The organism is Streptomyces globisporus C-1027 (assembly GCF_000261345.2).
In the GTDB taxonomy this organism is placed as follows: Bacteria; Actinomycetota; Actinomycetes; order Streptomycetales; family Streptomycetaceae; genus Streptomyces; species Streptomyces pakalii.
In genome coordinates, this window is record NZ_CP013738.1 from 1707191 (window position 1) to 1725009 (window position 17819).

Annotated in this window: 14 protein-coding genes; 6 read left to right on the forward strand and 8 right to left on the reverse strand. The window is 71.5% G+C overall.

All coding sequences use genetic code 11. From position 1 onward, the window contains the following. Positions 1-3 precede the first annotated feature (3 nt). Positions 4-639, reverse strand: a complete 636-nt coding sequence (locus WQO_RS07500; protein ID WP_010061263.1) for a papain-like cysteine protease family protein — start codon at positions 637-639, stop codon at positions 4-6. A 228-nt stretch (positions 640-867) separates the two neighbouring features. On the opposite strand from WQO_RS07500, the gene WQO_RS07505 reads away from it, so the two are divergent. Next, positions 868-1800 carry a hypothetical protein gene (locus WQO_RS07505; protein WP_010061261.1) on the forward strand — a complete coding sequence of 311 codons (933 nt, stop codon included), beginning with the start codon at positions 868-870 and terminating at the stop codon, positions 1798-1800. A 37-nt stretch (positions 1801-1837) separates the two neighbouring features. Here WQO_RS07505 and WQO_RS07510 read toward each other — a convergent pair whose 3' ends face one another. Together WQO_RS07510 and uvrA are read right to left on the reverse strand one after the other, a co-directional pair. Then, entirely contained in the window at positions 1838-2266 is a 429-nt protein-coding gene (locus WQO_RS07510) for a Rieske (2Fe-2S) protein (protein ID WP_010061259.1), read from the reverse strand. A gap of 349 nt (positions 2267-2615) precedes the next feature. Then, the gene (gene uvrA / locus WQO_RS07515; RefSeq protein ID WP_010061257.1) at positions 2616-5654 is read right to left on the reverse strand and encodes an excinuclease ABC subunit UvrA; all 3039 of its coding nucleotides are present in this window, start codon (positions 5652-5654) and stop codon (positions 2616-2618) included. 175 nt (positions 5655-5829) lie between these two features. Here uvrA and WQO_RS07520 point away from each other — a divergent pair, with 175 nt between their 5' ends. Together WQO_RS07520 and WQO_RS07525 are read left to right on the forward strand one after the other, a co-directional pair. Beyond that, positions 5830-6519: a maleylpyruvate isomerase family mycothiol-dependent enzyme gene (locus tag WQO_RS07520; protein WP_029182344.1), complete on the forward strand. Its 690-nt coding sequence runs from the start codon at positions 5830-5832 to the stop codon at positions 6517-6519. A gap of 10 nt (positions 6520-6529) precedes the next feature. Further along, positions 6530-7186, forward strand: a complete 657-nt coding sequence (locus tag WQO_RS07525) for an MBL fold metallo-hydrolase (protein ID WP_010061255.1) — start codon at positions 6530-6532, stop codon at positions 7184-7186. A 154-nt stretch (positions 7187-7340) separates the two neighbouring features. Here WQO_RS07525 and WQO_RS07530 read toward each other — a convergent pair whose 3' ends face one another. The 5 genes from WQO_RS07530 to WQO_RS07550 all read right to left on the reverse strand — a co-directional run bounded on the left by WQO_RS07530 (position 7341) and on the right by WQO_RS07550 (position 14644). Beyond that, on the reverse strand, positions 7341-8366 hold the full coding sequence (locus WQO_RS07530) for a TerC family protein (protein ID WP_058953906.1): 1026 nt from the start codon (positions 8364-8366) through the stop codon (positions 7341-7343). Between the two features lie 242 nt (positions 8367-8608). Next, complete coding sequence (locus WQO_RS07535; RefSeq protein ID WP_010061253.1) at positions 8609-10603, reverse strand: TerD family protein; 1995 nt, start codon at positions 10601-10603, stop codon at positions 8609-8611. 176 nt (positions 10604-10779) lie between these two features. Beyond that, positions 10780-11358 carry a TerD family protein gene (locus WQO_RS07540; protein ID WP_010061252.1) on the reverse strand — a complete coding sequence of 193 codons (579 nt, stop codon included), beginning with the start codon at positions 11356-11358 and terminating at the stop codon, positions 10780-10782. 214 nt (positions 11359-11572) lie between these two features. Next, positions 11573-13708: an excinuclease ABC subunit UvrB gene (uvrB, locus tag WQO_RS07545; protein ID WP_010061249.1), complete on the reverse strand. Its 2136-nt coding sequence runs from the start codon at positions 13706-13708 to the stop codon at positions 11573-11575. 39 nt (positions 13709-13747) lie between these two features. Next, positions 13748-14644, reverse strand: a complete 897-nt coding sequence (locus tag WQO_RS07550; protein ID WP_010061247.1) for an MHYT domain-containing protein — start codon at positions 14642-14644, stop codon at positions 13748-13750. 231 nt (positions 14645-14875) lie between these two features. Here WQO_RS07550 and WQO_RS07555 point away from each other — a divergent pair, with 231 nt between their 5' ends. The 3 genes from WQO_RS07555 to WQO_RS07565 all read left to right on the forward strand — a co-directional run bounded on the left by WQO_RS07555 (position 14876) and on the right by WQO_RS07565 (position 17785). Next, positions 14876-15763: a glycerophosphodiester phosphodiesterase family protein gene (locus WQO_RS07555; protein WP_010061245.1), complete on the forward strand. Its 888-nt coding sequence runs from the start codon at positions 14876-14878 to the stop codon at positions 15761-15763. An 83-nt stretch (positions 15764-15846) separates the two neighbouring features. Beyond that, positions 15847-16404, forward strand: coding sequence for a methylated-DNA--[protein]-cysteine S-methyltransferase (locus WQO_RS07560; protein WP_029182343.1), 558 nt, complete (start codon positions 15847-15849; stop codon positions 16402-16404). 163 nt (positions 16405-16567) lie between these two features. Next, the gene (locus WQO_RS07565) at positions 16568-17785 is read left to right on the forward strand and encodes an MFS transporter (protein ID WP_032748612.1); all 1218 of its coding nucleotides are present in this window, start codon (positions 16568-16570) and stop codon (positions 17783-17785) included. Positions 17786-17819: the final 34 nt, after the last annotated feature.

The following is a 17819-nucleotide window of genomic DNA, read 5'->3' on the forward strand; positions in this document are numbered from 1 at the left end:
TCCTCACGCTCCGATCCGGTAGAGCGAGTGGGTCCAGGAGAACTCGTTGTTGTTCACGTACCAGGCGTGCGAAGCCCAGTTGTAGCGGTCGCTGGAGGGCCAGGGATCGCCCCAGTAGACCCAGCTGTTGGCGTCGTCGTACCCGTAGATGACATGCATGTGGCCGCCGCCGGACGACCACTGGATCCGGGTCTCGATGGGGCGCTGGGCGGATATCTCGGCCTGCACGGTCGGGTAGCGCAGCCAGCCGGTGACGTAACTGCCGGGCCTGACCCCGGCCCAGGACAGGCCGGTCTGGACATTGCCCAGGGTGGCCTGCGAGTTGGGGCACTGGGTGTTCTGGTTGCGGTTGAAGGCGGCGTTGCAGAACTGGTTCTGGGAGTAGCTGCGGCCGAACCAGGCGGCGATGGTGTTGCCGCCGGCCGCCCAGCACCAGTTGCTCTGCTGCTGCGCCTGCATGGTGATGTTCAGCCGCTGGGCGGCGGCGACGGTGGAGCCGGTCGAGGCGGGGGACTGGACGGCGGTGGCGGTGGCTGTGGGGACAGCAAGGAGGGCGGCGGCCAGAAGGGCGGTGAACGAGAGCCTTCCGCGCCTTCCGGACCTCAGGGGCCGTCTGGGGCTGACTTTTCGGTTGCGCATGGCGTTCCTCCCGAAACGGGGGTGGGGATCGGAGGAGCGCGTCCGGACGCTGACAAAGAGCATCCGGCGTTGTCCGGAGCAGGTCAACACGCTTCAATGCGAGGTGACATCACGGTGTGAACGGCACGGCGTCCGTGTGAACGGCACCGCCCCGGTCACCTGCTCCCCCGCATCCCCCGGGGGTCGGTGTCGCCACTCCCCACGTGAACGTTCACCGGAGGCCCGCCCATGCGGCAGACCGAGACCGAGACCGAACTGGCGCAGGTGCTGCGGACCGGACCGTTCCATCTGGCGTTGCGCACGGCCCTGTCGGTGCGCGGGCTGCCGCTCCAGCGGGTGCAGCACCATCTGGCGCACCGGGGCGTCAAGCTCGGGGTGACGAGCCTCAGTTACTGGCAGCAGGGGGTGCGCCGCCCCCGGCGGGCCGAGTCGCTGCGGGCCGTACGGGCGCTGGAGGAGGTGCTCGCGCTGCCGGACGACTCGCTGCTGCGGCTGCTGCGCGACGGCGACGCCCCGGGCGAGGGGGACCGCCCGGCGGGACGCTCGTACCGGTCGCTGATGGAGGCGTCGGGCTCGGTGGAGCGGCTCCTCGCGGCGATGGAGTCACCCGTGGACGGCGGGCTGCACACGGTGGGCCACCAGGAGCGGGTACGGATCGGGGCGCGCCGGGAGCTGGCCGGCCGCACCTCCCGGCATGTGGTGCGCGCGCACCGGGACGGCGTGGACCGCTATCTCGCGGTGCACCGGGGCGACCCCGGCTGCGACCCGTCGCGGATCGCGGTGCGGGCCCTGGAGAACTGCCGGACGGGCCGGGTCCGCTGGGACGGGGACGCGGGGGTGCTGGTGGCGGAGCTGCTGTTCGACACCCGGCTGCGGTCCGGCGAGACGTACCTCTTCGGGTACGGCTTCGACGACGGTACGGGTGGGGCGAGCGGTGAGTACGTACGCGGCTTCACCTTCGGGGGCGGCCAGTACGTGCTCCAGGTCGGCTTCGACGAGGCCGCGCTCCCGGTGCGGTGCCGCCGGTTCGCCCAGGCGTCGGCGGGAGCGGCGCGCGGGGCCCGCGGGGACCTCACCCTGACCGGTCGGCACCGGACCGTGCACCTGGTGGAGGAGGGCGTACGGCCGGGACTGATCGGGATCGACTGGGACTGGGAGTGAGGGGCGGCCGGTGAGCCGACGAGCCGGCGCTCGTGGTTCAGGCGTCGGGGCCCGCGATCAGGTTTCCGCCCTCGGCGGTGAGGGGGACGGCGGGCAGCGGCACGGTGGCCGGGCCCTCGATGACCTCGCCGGTGGTCGTGTCGAAGCGGCTGCCGTGGCAGGGGCAGTGCCCCTCGGTGCCCTCGATCTTGGTCAGGACGCAGCCGCCGTGGGTGCACTGGGCGCTGAACGCTTTGTACTCGCCCTTGGCCGGGCAGCTCACGACGAGGCGCGCTTCCCGGTAGAGCTTGGCACCGCCGACCGGCACCTCGGAGGCCGCGCCGAGGGGAACGGGGGCGGTCGGCGTGGGGTTCTTGGCATGCCCGAGCTTGGACTCGGTCGAGCAGGCGGCCGCTCCCAGCCCGGCGGCACCGGCGAGCGCGGCGCCCTTCAGCACGGTACGGCGGGCGGCGGGCAGGCCGGGCATGCGGACTCCACGGGGTGTCGTTCGAGGCGGATCGCGGTGGATCACCGCGGTCGGGATCGCCGGACGGGCGCGGAGCGACGACGGCGGCCGCGTGTGCCGGTGACAGAACCGACGATACCGGCGGGGATCGGGAGCCTTGCGGGCGGGCCGGTCGAGAGGGGACGGCCGCGGGCGCGGCTGGCCGCCTGGGCAGGGTCTCAGCGGGTCCGGTCCCGTCTCCGCCCAGGACGGCCGCCTACGCCGGTGGCGGCGGCCCCCCTCGTCCTGCGGGGGCCGCCGCCATCGGTGAGCCCGGGGCTGGGGGGTGTCCGGCGGATCAGGCCCCCGGTCATGATCCGCCGGACGCCCCCTAGGCCTTGCGGGCCCGGGTCGTCTTCTTGGCGGCAGCGGCCTTCGTGCCGGTGGCCGTGGCCTTCGCCTTGGTGGCCGTGGCCTTGGTGGCCGTGGCCTTCTTGGCGGCTGCCGTCTTCTTCGCCGGGGCGGCCTTGCGGGCGGCCGTCTTGCGGGGGGTCCCGCCCGAGGGCACCACGGCCTCGGCGATCCGGTCCGCGTCCAGGATTCCCTGGAGGAACTTCCCGGTGTGGCTGGCGGGCACGGAGGCGACCTGCTCCGGTGTTCCCTCGGCGACGACCAGTCCGCCGCCGTTGCCGCCCTCGGGGCCCATGTCGACCACCCAGTCGGCGGTCTTGATGACGTCGAGGTTGTGCTCGATGACGATCACCGAGTTGCCCTTGTCCACCAGGCCCGAGAGCACCGTGATCAGCTTGCTGATGTCCTCGAAGTGCAGACCGGTGGTCGGCTCGTCCAGGACGTAGACCGTGCGGCCGGTCGAGCGCTTCTGGAGCTCGCTCGCCAGCTTGACGCGCTGCGCCTCACCGCCGGAGAGCGTCGGCGCGGACTGGCCGAGCCGGACATAGCCGAGGCCCACGTCGTTGAGGGTGCGCAGATGGCGGGCGATCGCCGGGACGGCCTCGAAGAACTCCAGGCCCTCCTCGATCGGCATGTCCAGCACCTCGGCGATGGACTTGCCCTTGTAGTGGACCTCCAGGGTCTCCCGGTTGTAGCGCGCACCGTGGCAGACCTCGCACGGGACGTACACGTCGGGCAGGAAGTTCATCTCGATCTTGATCGTGCCGTCGCCGGAGCAGTTCTCGCAGCGGCCGCCCTTGACGTTGAAGGAGAAGCGGCCCGGCAGATAGCCGCGCACCTTCGCCTCCATCGTCTCGGCGAACAGCTTGCGGACGTGATCGAAGACTCCGGTGTACGTCGCCGGGTTGGACCGGGGGGTCCGGCCGATCGGCGACTGGTCGACGTGCACCACCTTGTCGACGAGGTCGTCGCCGTCGACCCGGGTGTGGCGGCCGGGCACCGACTTGGCGCCGTTCAGCTCGCGGGCCAGGTGGGTGTAGAGGATGTCGTTGACCAGGGTCGACTTCCCGGACCCGGAGACGCCGGTGACGGCGGTGAGGACGCCGAGCGGGAAGGAGACGTCGATGTCCTGGAGGTTGTTCTCCCGGGCGCCGTGCACGGTGAGGCTACGGGCCGGGTCGACCGGGCGGCGGATGTCCGGAGTCGGGATGGACCGCTTGCCGGACAGATACTGGCCGGTGATCGAGGCCTTGTTCCCCAGCAGCTCCTTGAGCGAGCCGGAGTGGACGACCTTGCCGCCATGCTCACCGGCGCCGGGGCCGATGTCCACGACCCAGTCGGCGACCTTGATGGTGTCCTCGTCGTGCTCGACGACGATGAGCGTGTTGCCCATGTCGCGCAGCCGGACCAGGGTTTCGATGAGCCGGTGGTTGTCGCGCTGGTGCAGGCCGATGGACGGCTCGTCCAGGACGTACAGCACGCCGACCAGGCCGGAGCCGATCTGGGTGGCGAGCCGGATGCGCTGGGCCTCGCCGCCGGACAGGGTGCCGGCCGCGCGGTTCAGCGACAGATAGTCGAGGCCGACGTCGACGAGGAACTTCAGCCGCTCGTTGACCTCCTTGAGCACCCGCTCGGCGATCTTCTTGTCGCGGGCGTTCAGCTTGAGGCGGCCGAGGAACTCGGCGCACTCGCTGATCGACATCGCGGCGACCTCGGCGATGGACTTCTCCATCACCGTCACCGCGAGGACGATCGGCTTGAGCCGGGTGCCCTCACAGGTGGGGCAGGGCACCTCGCGCATGTAGCCCTCGAAACGCTCCCGGCTGGAGTCGCTCTCGGCCTCGGTGTGGCGCCGCTTGACGAACTGCACCGCGCCCTCGAAGGCGGGGGTGGTGTAGGCGCGCTCGCGCCCGTAGCGGTTGCGGTAGCGGACCTCGGTCTGGATCTTGTGGCCGAAGAGCAGGGCCTTCTTGGCCCGCTGCGGCAGCCCGGCCCAGGGGATGTCCGTACGGAAGCCGAGGGCTTCGGAGAGCGCGCCGATCAGCCGGCCGAAGTACTCCTTGGTGTGGCCGTGGGACCAGGGGTGGATGGCTCCCTCGTCGAGGGACTTCTCCTCGTCCGGGACGATCAGCTCCGGGTCGACCTCCATGCGGGTGCCGATGCCGGTGCAGTCGGGGCAGGCACCGAAGGGCGAGTTGAAGGAGAAGGAGCGCGGCTCCAGCTCCTCGAAGGAGAGGTCGTCGTACGGGCAGTAGAGGTGCTCGGAATACATCCGCTCGCGCTCGGGGTCGTCCTCGGGGAGGTCGACGAAGTCGAGCACGACCATGCCGCCGGAGAGGCCGAGCGCGGTCTCGACCGAGTCGGTCAGCCGGCGCTTGGCGCTGTCCTTGACGGTGAGGCGGTCGACGACCACCTCGATGGTGTGCTTCTCCTGCTTCTTGAGCGTGGGCGGCTCGGCGAGCTGGATGGTCTGGCCGTCGACCCGGGCGCGGCTGTAGCCCTTGGTCTGGAGGTCGGCGAAGAGGTCGACGAACTCGCCCTTGCGCTCGCGCACCAGCGGCGAGAGGACCTGGAAGCGGCTGCCCTCGGGCAGGCCGAGGACCTTGTCGACGATGGCCTGCGGCGACTGCCGGGAGATGGGCCGGTGGCACTCGGGGCAGTGCGGCTTGCCGATCCTGGCGAAGAGCAGCCGGAGGTAGTCGTAGACCTCGGTGATGGTGCCGACCGTCGAGCGCGGGTTGCGCGAGGTCGACTTCTGGTCGATGGAGACGGCCGGGGACAGACCTTCGATGAAGTCGACGTCCGGCTTGTCCATCTGGCCGAGGAACTGCCGGGCGTACGAGGAGAGGGACTCCACGTAGCGGCGCTGCCCCTCGGCGAAGATCGTGTCGAACGCGAGGGACGACTTGCCCGACCCGGAGAGCCCGGTGAAGACGATGAGGGAGTCGCGGGGCAGGTCGAGCGAGACGTTCTTCAGGTTGTGCTCGCGCGCGCCACGGACGATGAGACGGTCGGCCACGCCGGTCCGCACCTTTCTAGAGAGAAGCGGGGGAACTGAGCCCCTCTCCCAGGGTATGGGGGGCGCCACAGCGGTGTCAGAGGCTTTCGACTCCGAGCGTATAGCACGCACATTCGATTTACGGCCACCCTTCCCCTCCTTCACCCGAATGAGTGGCGGGGCTAGGCTCGGCCGCATGATTGATCATGCGCACGACCTGGGAGCTGTACGCGAAGCGACCGAACGGCTGCTCGACGCAGTCGGCAAACTGGACAACGCCGCTGTCGCCGAGCCGTCACGGTTGCCCGGATGGAGTCGGAGCCATGTCCTGACCCACCTGTCACGTAACGCCGACGCGATCGGAAATGTTCTCCGAGGCCTCCCGATGTACGCGAGCAGCGAAACCCGCGACGCCGACATCGCCGACGGCGCCCCCCGCCCGCTCGCCGAGCAGCTGGCCGACCTGCGGGAGACCGCGGACGCCCTTCAGGCGGTCAGCGCCGAACCGGCCGACTGGTCCCGTACGGTCGCCCTGCGCAACGGAGTGACGGACGCGGCGGCCCGGGTGCCCTTCCGGCGCTGGGTCGAGGTGGAGCTGCACCACGTCGACCTCGACATCGGCTACGAGCTGGAGGACCTGCCCGCCGAGTTCGTGGAGCGGGAGATCGCCTTCCTCGCCGATCGCTTCCTGGGCAACGAGAGCGTGCCCGCCACCGGGCTGACCGACCTCGACGGCCGCACCTGGAGCACGGGCGGCGGCCCGCCGAGCGACCTGGTAACGGTGCAGGGGCCCGCCGCGGAGCTGCTGGGCTGGCTCTGCGGCCGCCGTGACGGCTCCGCCCTGACGGTGGCCGGAGGCCCGTTGCCCACGCTGCCCCCGCTATAGGCTGAGCCGTATGACGTACAGCGGAGCGGTGAAGGTCGGCGGACCGGCGAGCGTGCACGAACTGACGGATCTGATGATCTCCAAGGTCGCCGTCGGCGCGATGAACAACAACGCGTATCTGCTGCGCTGCCGGGCCACCGGCGAGCAGCTGCTGATCGACGCGGCCGCCGAGCCGGAGACCCTGCTCGCGCTGATCGGTGACGACGGGATCACCTCCGTCGTCACCACCCACCAGCACGGGGACCACTGGCAGGCACTGGCCCAGGTGACCGGGGCGACGGGCGCCCGGACGTACGCGGGCCGCTACGACGCCGACGGCATCCCGGTGCCGACCGACGTCCTGGTCGAGGACGGCGACACGATCACCGTCGGCCGGGTCGAGCTGACCGCCCGCCATCTGGTCGGCCACACCCCGGGCTCCATCGCCCTGGTCTACGACGACCCGCACGGCGCCCCGCACCTGTTCACCGGGGACTGCCTCTTCCCCGGCGGGGTCGGGAACACGCACCAGGACCCCGAGGCGTTCGCGAGCCTGCTGAACGACGTCGAGACGAAGCTGTTCGACCGGCTGCCCGACGAGACGTGGGTCTACCCGGGCCACGGGCACGACACGACGCTGGGCGCCGAGCGCCCCCAGCTGCCCGAGTGGCGCGCCCGCGGCTGGTAGCCCGCACCCGCCGCCCCGCGCCTGCGGCGCACCCGTACCCTTCGCGTACGCGCCTTCCGGGCGCGCACGCGAAAGCGGCCGGGGTGGACGGCTCTCGCCGTGTCCACCCCGGCCGCTGCCGGTGTGTCCCTGTGCCGCTCGGGGCGGCCCCGGGTCAGCTGAGGGTCTTGCTCTCCTCGTCGGCCGGGCCGGCGGTCTCGGCCGCATCCGCCTTCGCGGCCTCCTCCGCCTCGGCCGCCGCCTGCTTCTTGCTGGCGATGAGGCTGGTGATCGTGGTGATCACCAGGACACCGCCGATGACGGAGAGCGAGAACGGGATGCTGATCTCGGGCGTGTGCACGCCGTTCTCGTGCAGGGCGTGCAGCACCAGCTTGACGCCGATGAAGCCGAGGATCACCGACAGGCCGTAGCTGAGGTGGACCAGCTTCTTCAGCAGGCCGCCGATGAGGAAGTACAGCTGGCGCAGGCCCATCAGCGCGAACGCGTTGGCCGTGAAGACGATGTACGGGTCCTGGGTCAGGCCGAAGATCGCCGGGATCGAGTCCAGCGCGAACAGCACGTCGGTCATACCGATGGCGAGCATGACCACCATCAGCGGGGTCATGATGCGCTTGCCGTTCTTCTGGATGAAGAGCTTCGTGCCGTGGTACTTGTCGTCGACACCGAAACGGGTCTCGATCTTCTTGAGGAGACGGTTCTCCTCCCAGTCCTCCTCGTCCTCGCCGGCCCGGGCCTCCTGGATGAGCTTCCAGGCGGTGTAGATCAGGAACGCGCCGAAGATGTAGAACACCCACGAGAAGTTCGCGATCACGGCGGCGCCGGCGGCGATGAAGATCGCGCGGAGCACCAGGGCGATGAGCACACCGATCAGCAGCACGCGCTGCTGGAGGTGCGAGGGCACCGAGAACTTCGCCATGATCAGGACGAAGACGAAGAGGTTGTCGACGCTCAGCGACTTCTCGGTGATGAATCCGGCGAAGAACTCGCCGGAGGCCTGGCTCTCGCCGACGACCATGAGGCCGACTCCGAAGAGGACGGCCAACGCGATCCAGACGATCGTCCAGATCCCGGCTTCCTTGGTCGACACGTCATGGGGCTTGCGCCCGATGAAGAAGTCGACGGCGATGAGGGCCGACAGACCAACGATGGTCAGGGCCCATACGGTCCATGAAACGTCCACTGCGCCTCCGGCAGTTCGCTACGGCTACTGAATCAGCGTCGTCGCTGCCGGAGGTCTCTTCCATCCCTGCGCGTGGTGCGCGCCTGGACCGACGCCCCGGGACCGATTGCGATCCGTATTGACGGGCACGTCGCGTAAGGAGTACTCCCCTCCGTTCCCCGAACAGTACAGGCATCACCAAGGGTAGGTAAAGAAAAGGGTAAAGAAGTCGTCAAAACCGCAGGTCGGATCCGTCTGCTCCGTCAGCGGCCGGCGGCTCTGCGGGCCGCTGCCACCGCCGTGAGCACCTGCTCCAGGACCTGGCTGCCCGGCGGGATCGTCAGCGGCTCGTACGTCCAGGCGTGCCCGACCCAGGGATCGGCGAGGTGGCTGTCGGCGACCGGGGTGATCCGCAGCAGCGAACGCCACAGCGGATCGAGGACCGGCCCGTACGCACTGGCGTCCTCCCGGTCCGCGACCATCAGGAGGTGCACCCCGACCGCGGGGCCCTCGTCGGCGAGGTAGCGGAGCTGGGTGACGGCGCGGTCGTCGAAGCCGTGCGGGAAGTCGTTGACCACCAGGAGCTGTTCGCCGGTGTCCAGGTCGGGCGGGAGCGAGTCGGCCGCCCGGGCCCGCACCGCCATCTGCACGAGGTCCACCCGCCGGGTGAGGTGGGCGAGGACGGAGGCCACTCCCCCGGGTCCGGCGGCGGGCGGTCCGGCGAGGACGCCCGACTCGACCAGCGGCGCGAGCGGACCGGCCGCCGACCCCGCCGGGTCGATGACGTGCACCGCGAACTCCCCGGGCGGATACACCGCGAGCAGCCGCGCCGCGTGCGCGACCGCGGTCTCCATGGCCAGCCGTCGCAGCCGGTCCGTGTCCATCAGGGTGGCCGCCTCGGACGCTGTCCGGCCGCTGTCCACCCACATCCCGCGCTCCAGCGGCAGCCGGACGAGCAGCGGGATGCGCAGGTCGGTGCGCTCGGGCAGATGGAGATCGCCGATGCGCAGGGCCATCGGTATCTCCATGGGGATCCGGTGGGCGTGCCAGACGGGGTTGCCCCAGCCCGCGTACGCCGCCGGAAGCGCGGGCTCGACGACGGCCGCCTCGGCGGCCAGCTGGGCCAGATCGCGGTCCAGGGCCTCCCGGGCCCGGGAGGCCAGCTCGTCGCGCTTGGCGCGGGCCGCCTCACGGGCGCGGTCGCCCGCTCCGCCGATCCGGTTGCGCGGGTCGGACAGGACACGGTCGATCTCCTGGTCCATCCGGGACTCGGCGAAGCCGACGGCGCTGCGGTGGGCGGCGACGGCGCGGGCCAGGTCCTCGAACATGCCCCAGATCTGGTTGTAGAGGCGCTCGTCCATCGACCAGCCGGTGGCGTCGCCCGCGACCGGCTGAGCGGGCTGTCCGGGCTGGGCGGGGGGCGCGGCGGGCGGCGGCGAGGGGGGCGCGGCATGCTGCCGCCGCGGGTGCGCGTAGTTGATGGGCCCACCGGTGGAGGGTCCCGCGGCCGAAGCTGCCGCGGCGGCCGGTCCGCGGGCGGTGTGCGGCTGGGTGGTGTGCGCCGGCCCGGTGGCGGCCGGGTCGGCCAGCGGCTCGGGGGGTTCCGGGGCCGGGGGCGGCGCGGTCGGCCGGTGGTCGGCGGAGCCCGTCGCGTGCCGTACGCGGTCGCCTTCCGTGCGGGGCGGCGGCGGGGCCACCGAGCGGGCCAGGCCCCGGGTGACGGCTTCCTGGATCGATCCGGCCAGGGCGGCTGGGTCGGTCACGCCCTGGTCGGCGAGCATCTCGGCGAGCCCGCCCGCATACCCCTGTCCGACGGCCCGGACCTTCCAGGCGTCCTGGCGGCGGTAGAGCTCCAGGGCGCTGACCGCGGACTCGGCGTCCAGGTCGGTGAGCGTGAAGGTGGCGATCTCGGTGCCGTCGAGCCCGGTGACGGCGACGAAGGGGGCGGGGACGGCACCGAACCGCACCGGGCCGCCGACTCCGACGGGCAGCGCGAGCAGCACGGTGACCCGGTGGGCGCCGGCGGGCAGGGCATCCAGATCGACGGCGAGCCGGTGGTCGGCCGCCGCCTGCTGGGAGACTTCGAGCCCGGGGAGCTGGGGCGAGCCGGGGTGGGCGATCCACTCGATGCCGCGCACCGTGCCCCGCTCGTCGCCGAGGGTGGCGCCCGCCACGACGGGCGTGCCCGCCGACACCCGGATCTCCAGACGGGTCTGGGGCAAGGTGTGGTTCTGCCCCCGGACCAGTTCGGCCGTCATGTCCCCTGTCCCCCTCGACGATGACCCGCGCGCCGCTGTGGGCGCCGGGCCGAGCGATGCCGTGTTCCTGCTGCGTACTGCCGTGCTGTGCGTGGGGCGGCTCCCGGCGGCCTGTGCCGCCGGGAGCCGCCCCCGCTCGTTTCGACGCCGGGTCGGGACCCGGACCCGCCCGGGTCCTACAGGTGCGGGAGGATCGACGGCATCAGGTCCTGGAAGGTGCGGCCGTTGGCCGGGTTCCCGAGGGCCGTCATCTTCCAGCCGGTGCCCGCGCGGTGCACCTTCGCCATGATCTGGGCGGTGTACTGGCCGCCGCCGTCGAGCGTGTACCGGGCGAGCTCCTGGCCGTTGGTCTCGTCGACGATGCGGCAGAAGGCGTTCTGGACCTCCTGGAACGTCTGCCCGGTGAAGGAGTTCACCGTGAAGACGATCTGGTCGATGTGGACCGGGACGCGCTGGAGGTCGACGAGGATCGCCTCGTCGTCGCCGCCGGAGCCCGCGCCGCCGACCAGGTTGTCACCGGTGTGCTTGACCGAGCCGTCATCGCTGACGAGGTGGCGGAAGAACACGACGTCGACGGGCTGCTTGTCGGCGAAGAGCACCGCCGAGGCGTCCAGGTCGACCTCGCGGGTGCGCGAACCGAACAGGCCACGGCGCGGAGCCGCCTGCCAGCCGAGCCCCATCCGTACCGCGGTCAGGGTCCCCCCGTCGCTCTTCTGCAGGTTGATGGCCTGGCCCTTGGTCATATTGACCGTCACGCGCTGTCCCCTCTCGGCATTGCCCCGCAGCCATCCGTGTGCGGTTTCCCCGCACCCTACGCATTCCACCCCGGGTGGCAGCAGGTTCGGTCCTTTTTTGTGTCGGTCTTGCAACACACCCGGCGCGGCCCGCCCGGTGCGGTGGAAACGGTGCCGGTCGCCGGTGCCGGGAGCGGCCCGGCCCCGCGGCCGGCACCGACGATCGACGGCGGAATCAGGCCATGCCCGCTTCCTTCATCTGCCGCAGTTCCTTCTTCAGTTCGCCGACCTCGTCGCGCAGCCGGGCGGCCACCTCGAACTGCAGATCCGCGGCGGCGGCCCGCATCCGGTCGGTCATCTCCTCGATGATCCCGGCCAGTTCGGTCGCGGGCCGGTCGCTGACGACCGCGCCGGCCTTGGCGGCCTTGCCCTTCCCCTTCGCCCCGCCCTGGGCCGCCTTGCCGCCGAGTGCGGGGACCGGGGCCTTGGTCTCCTTGCCCTGCCGGTAGCCGGTGCCGAGGAGCTGTTCGGTGTCGATCTCCTCGCGGGCGATGGTCGCGACGATGTCGTTGATCTTCTTGCGGAGCGGCTGCGGGTCGATGCCCCGCTCGGTGTTGTAGGCGATCTGCTTCTCGCGGCGCCGGTTCGTCTCGTCGATCGCCTGTTCCATGGCCGGGGTGACCTTGTCGGCGTACATGTGGACCTGGCCGGAGACGTTACGGGCGGCGCGGCCGATGGTCTGGATGAGCGAGGTGCCGGAGCGCAGGAAGCCCTGCTTGTCGGCGTCGAGAATGGCCACGAGGGACACCTCGGGAAGGTCGAGGCCCTCGCGCAGCAGGTTGATGCCGACGAGCACGTCGTACTCACCGGAGCGCAGCTCGCGCAGGAGCTCGATACGGCGCAGGGTGTCGACGTCGCTGTGCAGATAGCGGACCTGGATGCCGAGCTCCAGGAAGTAGTCGGTGAGGTCCTCGGCCATCTTCTTGGTGAGCGTGGTGACCAGGACCCGCTCGTCGCGCTCGGTGCGCTCGCGGATCTCGTGGACCAGGTCGTCGATCTGCCCCTCGGTGGGCTTGACCACGACCTGGGGGTCGACGAGACCGGTGGGGCGGATGATCTGCTCGACGAACCCGTCGCCGCGCGAGAGCTCGTACTTCCCCGGGGTGGCGGAGAGGTACACCGTCTGGTCGATCCGCTTCAGGAACTCCTCCCACTTCAGCGGCCGGTTGTCCATGGCCGAGGGCAGCCGGAAGCCGTGGTCGACGAGGGTCCGCTTGCGGGAGGCGTCCCCCTCGTACATCGCGCCGATCTGCGGGACGGTGACGTGGGACTCGTCCAGGACGAGCAGGAAGTCGTCCGGGAAGTAGTCGAGGAGGGTGTTGGGGGCGGTGCCGGGCGCGCGGTCGTCGAAGTGCATCGAGTAGTTCTCGACGCCGGAGCAGGTGCCGATCTGGCGGAGCATCTCGATGTCGTACGTGGTGCGCATGCGCAGGCGCTGGGCCTCCAGCATCTTGCCCTGCTTCTCCAGCTCGGCCAGGCGCTGCTCCAGCTCCTGCTCGATGCCGCTGACGGCCCGCTCCATGCGCTCGGGCCCGGCGACGTAGTGGCTGGCGGGGAAGACGTGGACCGTGGGGTCCTCGCTGATGATCTCGCCGGTGAGCGGGTGGAGCGTGGACAGGTTCTCGATCTCGTCGCCGAACATCTCGATGCGGACGGCGAGCTCCTCGTAGACCGGGAAGATCTCGATGGTGTCGCCCCGGACCCGGAAGGTGCCGCGGGTGAACGCCAGGTCGTTGCGGGTGTACTGCATCTCGACGAAGCGGCGCAGCAGCTGGTCGCGGTCGATCTCCTCGCCGACCTTGAGCTGGACCATGCGGTCCACGTACTCCTGGGGCGTACCGAGGCCGTAGATGCAGGAGACGGAGGCGACCACGACGACGTCGCGCCGGGTGAGCAGCGAATTCGTCGCGGAGTGGCGCAGCCGCTCGACCTCCTCGTTGATGGAGGAGTCCTTCTCGATGTAGGTGTCCGACTGCGGGACGTACGCCTCGGGCTGGTAGTAGTCGTAGTACGAGACGAAATACTCCACCGCGTTGTTCGGGAGGAGCTCGCGGAACTCGTTGGCCAGCTGGGCGGCGAGCGTCTTGTTCGGCGCCATCACCAGGGTGGGGCGCTGCAGCTTCTCGATCATCCAGGCGGTGGTCGCCGACTTGCCGGTGCCGGTCGCGCCGAGCAGGACGACGTCCTTCTCGTCGGCGCGGATACGCCGCTCCAGCTCGGCGATGGCCGTCGGCTGGTCACCGCTGGGCTGGTAGGGGCTGACGACCTCGAAAGGCCGCGTGGAACGTTCGATCTGGGAAACGGGCCGCATGCAACCACCGTACGACCCACCACTGACAACGGCCTCGGATCAGCGGTACCGGGCCCTTCCCGTGCCCTCCCGGGCGGTGCTCCGCGGGCGCCGGTCGCGCGCGTGGGGATCGTTCCGAGGGCGCTGTCGCGCCTGCGGGACCAGGTGGTCCCTGTGGTCCCCGGGGCGGTGGCCCGGGCGGGGCTCGCCCGTCACGGCCCCGGGGTCGAACAGGAGCACCACGGCGGCGAGGAGCAGGAAGCAGCCGGGGCCCACCAGCATCGGGCCGATCATCTCGGCGGGCCGGTCGCCGGACAGGACGGCGGACAGGTCGGACGGCAGGGTGGGCGGCAGGTGCAGGTGCACGTCGAGCGCCGCCATGCCGGTGTAGTGCATCCCGGTCACCGCGACGGCCATCAGAATGCTCGCGCCGAGGCCGGAGAGGGCACCCCGCAGGGTGACGGCCGCCCACAGCGCGCCCGTGGCGGCGCACCCGGCGATCAGCACCGAGAGGACGACGAGGGGGGTGTCGTACGCGAACTGCGCGGCCATGCGCATGCCCGCCATGCCGAGATAGTGCATCGAGGCGATGCCGAGGCCGGTGATGGTGCCGCCCGTGATCAACGCCATGCGGGTCGCGCCCCGGTACCCGACAATGAAGATGCCGATGCCGATCATGACCACGGCCACGGCCAGGCCGGCGAAGGTGAGGGGCTTGTCGTAGGAGATCGGCGTCTCCTGGACGGTGAAGCCCGTCATCGCGACGAAGTGCATGGTCCACACCCCGGAGCCGATGGAGAGCGAGCCCAGCGCCAGCCAGCCGACCCGACACGAGCGTGTGGCGTGAAGGGACCGGGTGGTGCAGCGGAGCCCGAGGGCGGCTCCCAAGGCGGCCATGAGGAACGCCGCGACCGGAGTCACCAGGCCGTAGGTGAATCCGTCGACTGTTCCTTGCATGCGCGTACGCCCTTCGAGAATGCCCGGGGTCGAGGAGGGTCCCCAAGGGGCGCGTCCCGGCAGACAGACAAAAGAAAGCGCATTTTATCGGCACGGCCGCACGCCGTGCTCCGGCGGTGGTCCCCGGGACCGAAGGTTCCGTTCATTTCGCGGCCATCGCCACCCCGCCGGGCGTTGGCGGGCCGCTGTCACTCTCTGCGTGTCCGCACACTCCCGACGTGAGGAGTCCCCGTGTTCGTCCGTACCGCAACCGCCTCCACCACGGCCGCCGCCCTGCTCGGCGCCGGCGCCCTGCTGCTGCCCGCCGACCGGCCCGAGGCCCCGGACCAGGTCTCCGCGCAGCGGGCGAACCCGGTCGTCGTGGCCCACCGGGGGGCGTCGGGCTACGCGCCGGAGAACACCCTCGCCGCCGTCGACGCCGCGGACGCGCTCGGCATCGACTGGGTCGAGAACGACGTCCACCGCAGCCGTGACGGGGTGCTCGTCGTGCTGCACGACACCGACCTGAAGCGCACGACGGACGTCGAGGAGGTCTTCCCCGACCGGGCGCCGTGGGCGGTCAAGGACTTCACCGCCGCGGAGCTGGCGAGACTCGACGCGGGCAGCTGGTTCGGGGAGCAGTTCACCGGGGCCCGGATCCCGACGCTGACCCAGTTCCTGAACCGCCTGGAGCGCAACCGGCAGAAGCTGCTCCTGGAGATCAAGAGCCCGGCGACCTACCCGGGCATCGAGCGGGACATCATCCGGACGCTGGGCCGGTCGGGGTGGCTGGACCGTTCCCACGTACGGGACCGGCTGGTCATCCAGAGCTTCGGCGCCGACAGCGTGAAGACGGTGCACGCGCTGCGCCCCGACATCACGACCGGCTTCCTGGGCACCCCGGCGGTGGCGGACCTGCCCTCGTACGCGGCGTTCACCGATCAGATCAACCCGTCGTACGCGACGATCGGCGCCGACTACGTGGCGGCCGTCCAGCGGCTCAAGGGCCCGCACGGCAAGCGTCTGCGGGTGAACACGTGGACGGTCAACAAGGCGGCGGACGCGGTGAAGGCCCGTGACTACGGGGTCGACGGCATCATCACCAACTTCCCCGACGTGGTCCGCGACGCGACGAGCTGACGCGGCGGGGGCGGCCTTCCGGCCTTCCCGGCTTCTCACCGATGGGCCCGTCGCTGTCAGTGGCGGGTCGTACGGTGGTCGGCATGGACAGCTACGGGGCCGGTGGAGAGCCGGCCGTCGAGTGGGACGTCGTGGACAGCGGCATCGGCCCGCTGCTGCTCGCGGCGACCGCGACGGGCCTGGTGAACGTGGCCTTCCACGCCCGCCCCGACGTCCGGGACACAGCCCTCGACCGGCTGCGGACCCGGTTCGGCACGGAGCCGGTGGCGGCGCCCGGCTCGGCCCGGCTCGCCGAGCCGATACGCGAGCTCGCGGCGTACTTCGCGGGTGAGCCGCGTGACTTCGATCTCGCTCTGGACTGGTCGCTGACCTCCGGCTTCCACCGTGAGGTGCTCCGCGAGCTGGCGTCCGGCGTGCCCTACGGGACGGTCGTCGGGTACGGCGATCTGGCCGCGCGGGTGGGCCGGCCGGAAGGAGCGCAGGCGGTGGGCGCGGCCATGGGGGCCAACCCGCTGCCGGTGGTGGTGCCGTGCCACCGGGTGGTGGAGAGCGACGGGGGCCTGGGCGGGTTCGGCGGCGGCCTGGAGACCAAGCGGCAACTGCTGGCACTGGAGGGGGTGCTGCCGCAGCCGCTGTTCTAGAGGGCCGACAGGGCACGGGCACGGTTCTCGCGGGGGCCGGTTTCACCCGCTCGGGTGCACGGCGGCGGCCCGGCGGTGGCACACTGCGCCGGTGACCCGACCCCTCTCCCTCCCCCCGGCCCCGGCCGTCGGCCTGCCCGCTCTGCAGCGGCGGACGTCGGCCGTGCTCGTCGTCAGCCAGATACTCGGCGGCCTCGGCGTGGCCATCGGCATCGCCCTGGCCCCGATGCTCGCCGCAGAGGTGAGCGGATCGGAGGCGCTGTCCGGCCTCGCGCCGACCGCGTCCGTCCTCGGCACGGCGCTGCTGTCACTGCCGCTGGCCTCCCTGATGAGTTCCCGGGGCCGCCGGTCCGGGCTGATGCTCGCGTATCTGATCGGTGCGCTGGGCGGCGGTCTGGTGGTCCTGGCCACGATGCTGCCGAGCTTCCCCCTGCTGCTGCTCGGTATGGCCGGGTTCGGCGCGGGGTCGCTGGCCGGTCTCCAGGCGCGGTTCGCCGCGGCCGACCTGGTGGGGCCGGAACGCCGGGGGCGGGCCATCTCCACCATCGTCTGGGCGACCACGATCGGCTCGGTCCTGGGCCCCAACATCTCGGCCCCGGCGAGCCGGCTGTTCCGCGGTACGCCGGTGCCCGAGGCGGCCGGGCCGTTCCTCTGCTCGGCCGTCGTCTTCCTGCTCGCCGGGCTCGTCGTGGCGCTCGCGCTGCGCCCGGACCCGCTCCTCACCGCCCGCGCCCTGGCCCCGGAGGGCCCGTCGGGGCCGCCGAAGCGCTCCCTGCGCGCCGGGATCGAGGCCGTACGCGCGTCCCCGATGGCGCGGCTCGCCCTGGTGACGGTCACCGTGTCGCACACCGCCATGGTGTCGATCATGGTCATGACCCCGGTAGATCTGAGCCGGCACGGCGCCGACCTCCAGTTGATCGGGCTCGTCATCAGCGGGCACATCGCGGGCATGTACGCGTTCTCGCCGGTGATGGGGTGGCTGGCCGACCGGTTCGGCCGGCTGACCGTGATCGGGCTGGCCGTCGGACTGCTGAGCTGCGCCGCGCTGCTCGCGGGCACGGCCGGGCCCCGGCACGGGCAGACCGCGGCGGGCCTCTTCGTGCTGGGTCTCGGCTGGTCGGCGGGGATGATCGCCGGTTCGGCGCTGCTCACCGACGCGGTGCCCCGGTCCGCCCAGGCGGCGGTGCAGGGTCTCTCGGACCTGACCATGAGCGCGGCGGCGGGCGTCGGCGGGGCGACGGCGGGGGTGATCGTCGCCCAGTGGGGATACGGGCCCCTCAACGCGATCGGCGCCGCGCTGCTGCTGCCGGTCGCCGCGCTCGCCCTGCGCCGGAGCCTGCGGAGGCGGCCGGGGGCGGGCCCGGGTGCGGTCGGCGGCTGACCCGCGCGCCGCCGGTCCGGACGCGCTGCACCTC

Coding starts and splice junctions, on each gene's coding strand:
- WQO_RS07500 (WP_010061263.1), bottom strand. CDS start 639: ATGCGCAACCGAAAAGTCAGCCCCAGACGGCCCCTGAGGTCCGGAAGG.
- uvrB (WP_010061249.1), bottom strand. CDS start 13,708: ATGCGGCCCGTTTCCCAGATCGAACGTTCCACGCGGCCTTTCGAGGTC.
- WQO_RS07520 (WP_029182344.1), top strand. CDS start 5,830: ATGATTGATCATGCGCACGACCTGGGAGCTGTACGCGAAGCGACCGAA.
- WQO_RS07535 (WP_010061253.1), bottom strand. CDS start 10,603: ATGACGGCCGAACTGGTCCGGGGGCAGAACCACACCTTGCCCCAGACC.
- WQO_RS07505 (WP_010061261.1), top strand. CDS start 868: ATGCGGCAGACCGAGACCGAGACCGAACTGGCGCAGGTGCTGCGGACC.
- WQO_RS07525 (WP_010061255.1), top strand. CDS start 6,530: ATGACGTACAGCGGAGCGGTGAAGGTCGGCGGACCGGCGAGCGTGCAC.
- WQO_RS07560 (WP_029182343.1), top strand. CDS start 15,847: ATGGACAGCTACGGGGCCGGTGGAGAGCCGGCCGTCGAGTGGGACGTC.
- WQO_RS07510 (WP_010061259.1), bottom strand. CDS start 2,266: ATGCCCGGCCTGCCCGCCGCCCGCCGTACCGTGCTGAAGGGCGCCGCG.
- WQO_RS07550 (WP_010061247.1), bottom strand. CDS start 14,644: ATGCAAGGAACAGTCGACGGATTCACCTACGGCCTGGTGACTCCGGTC.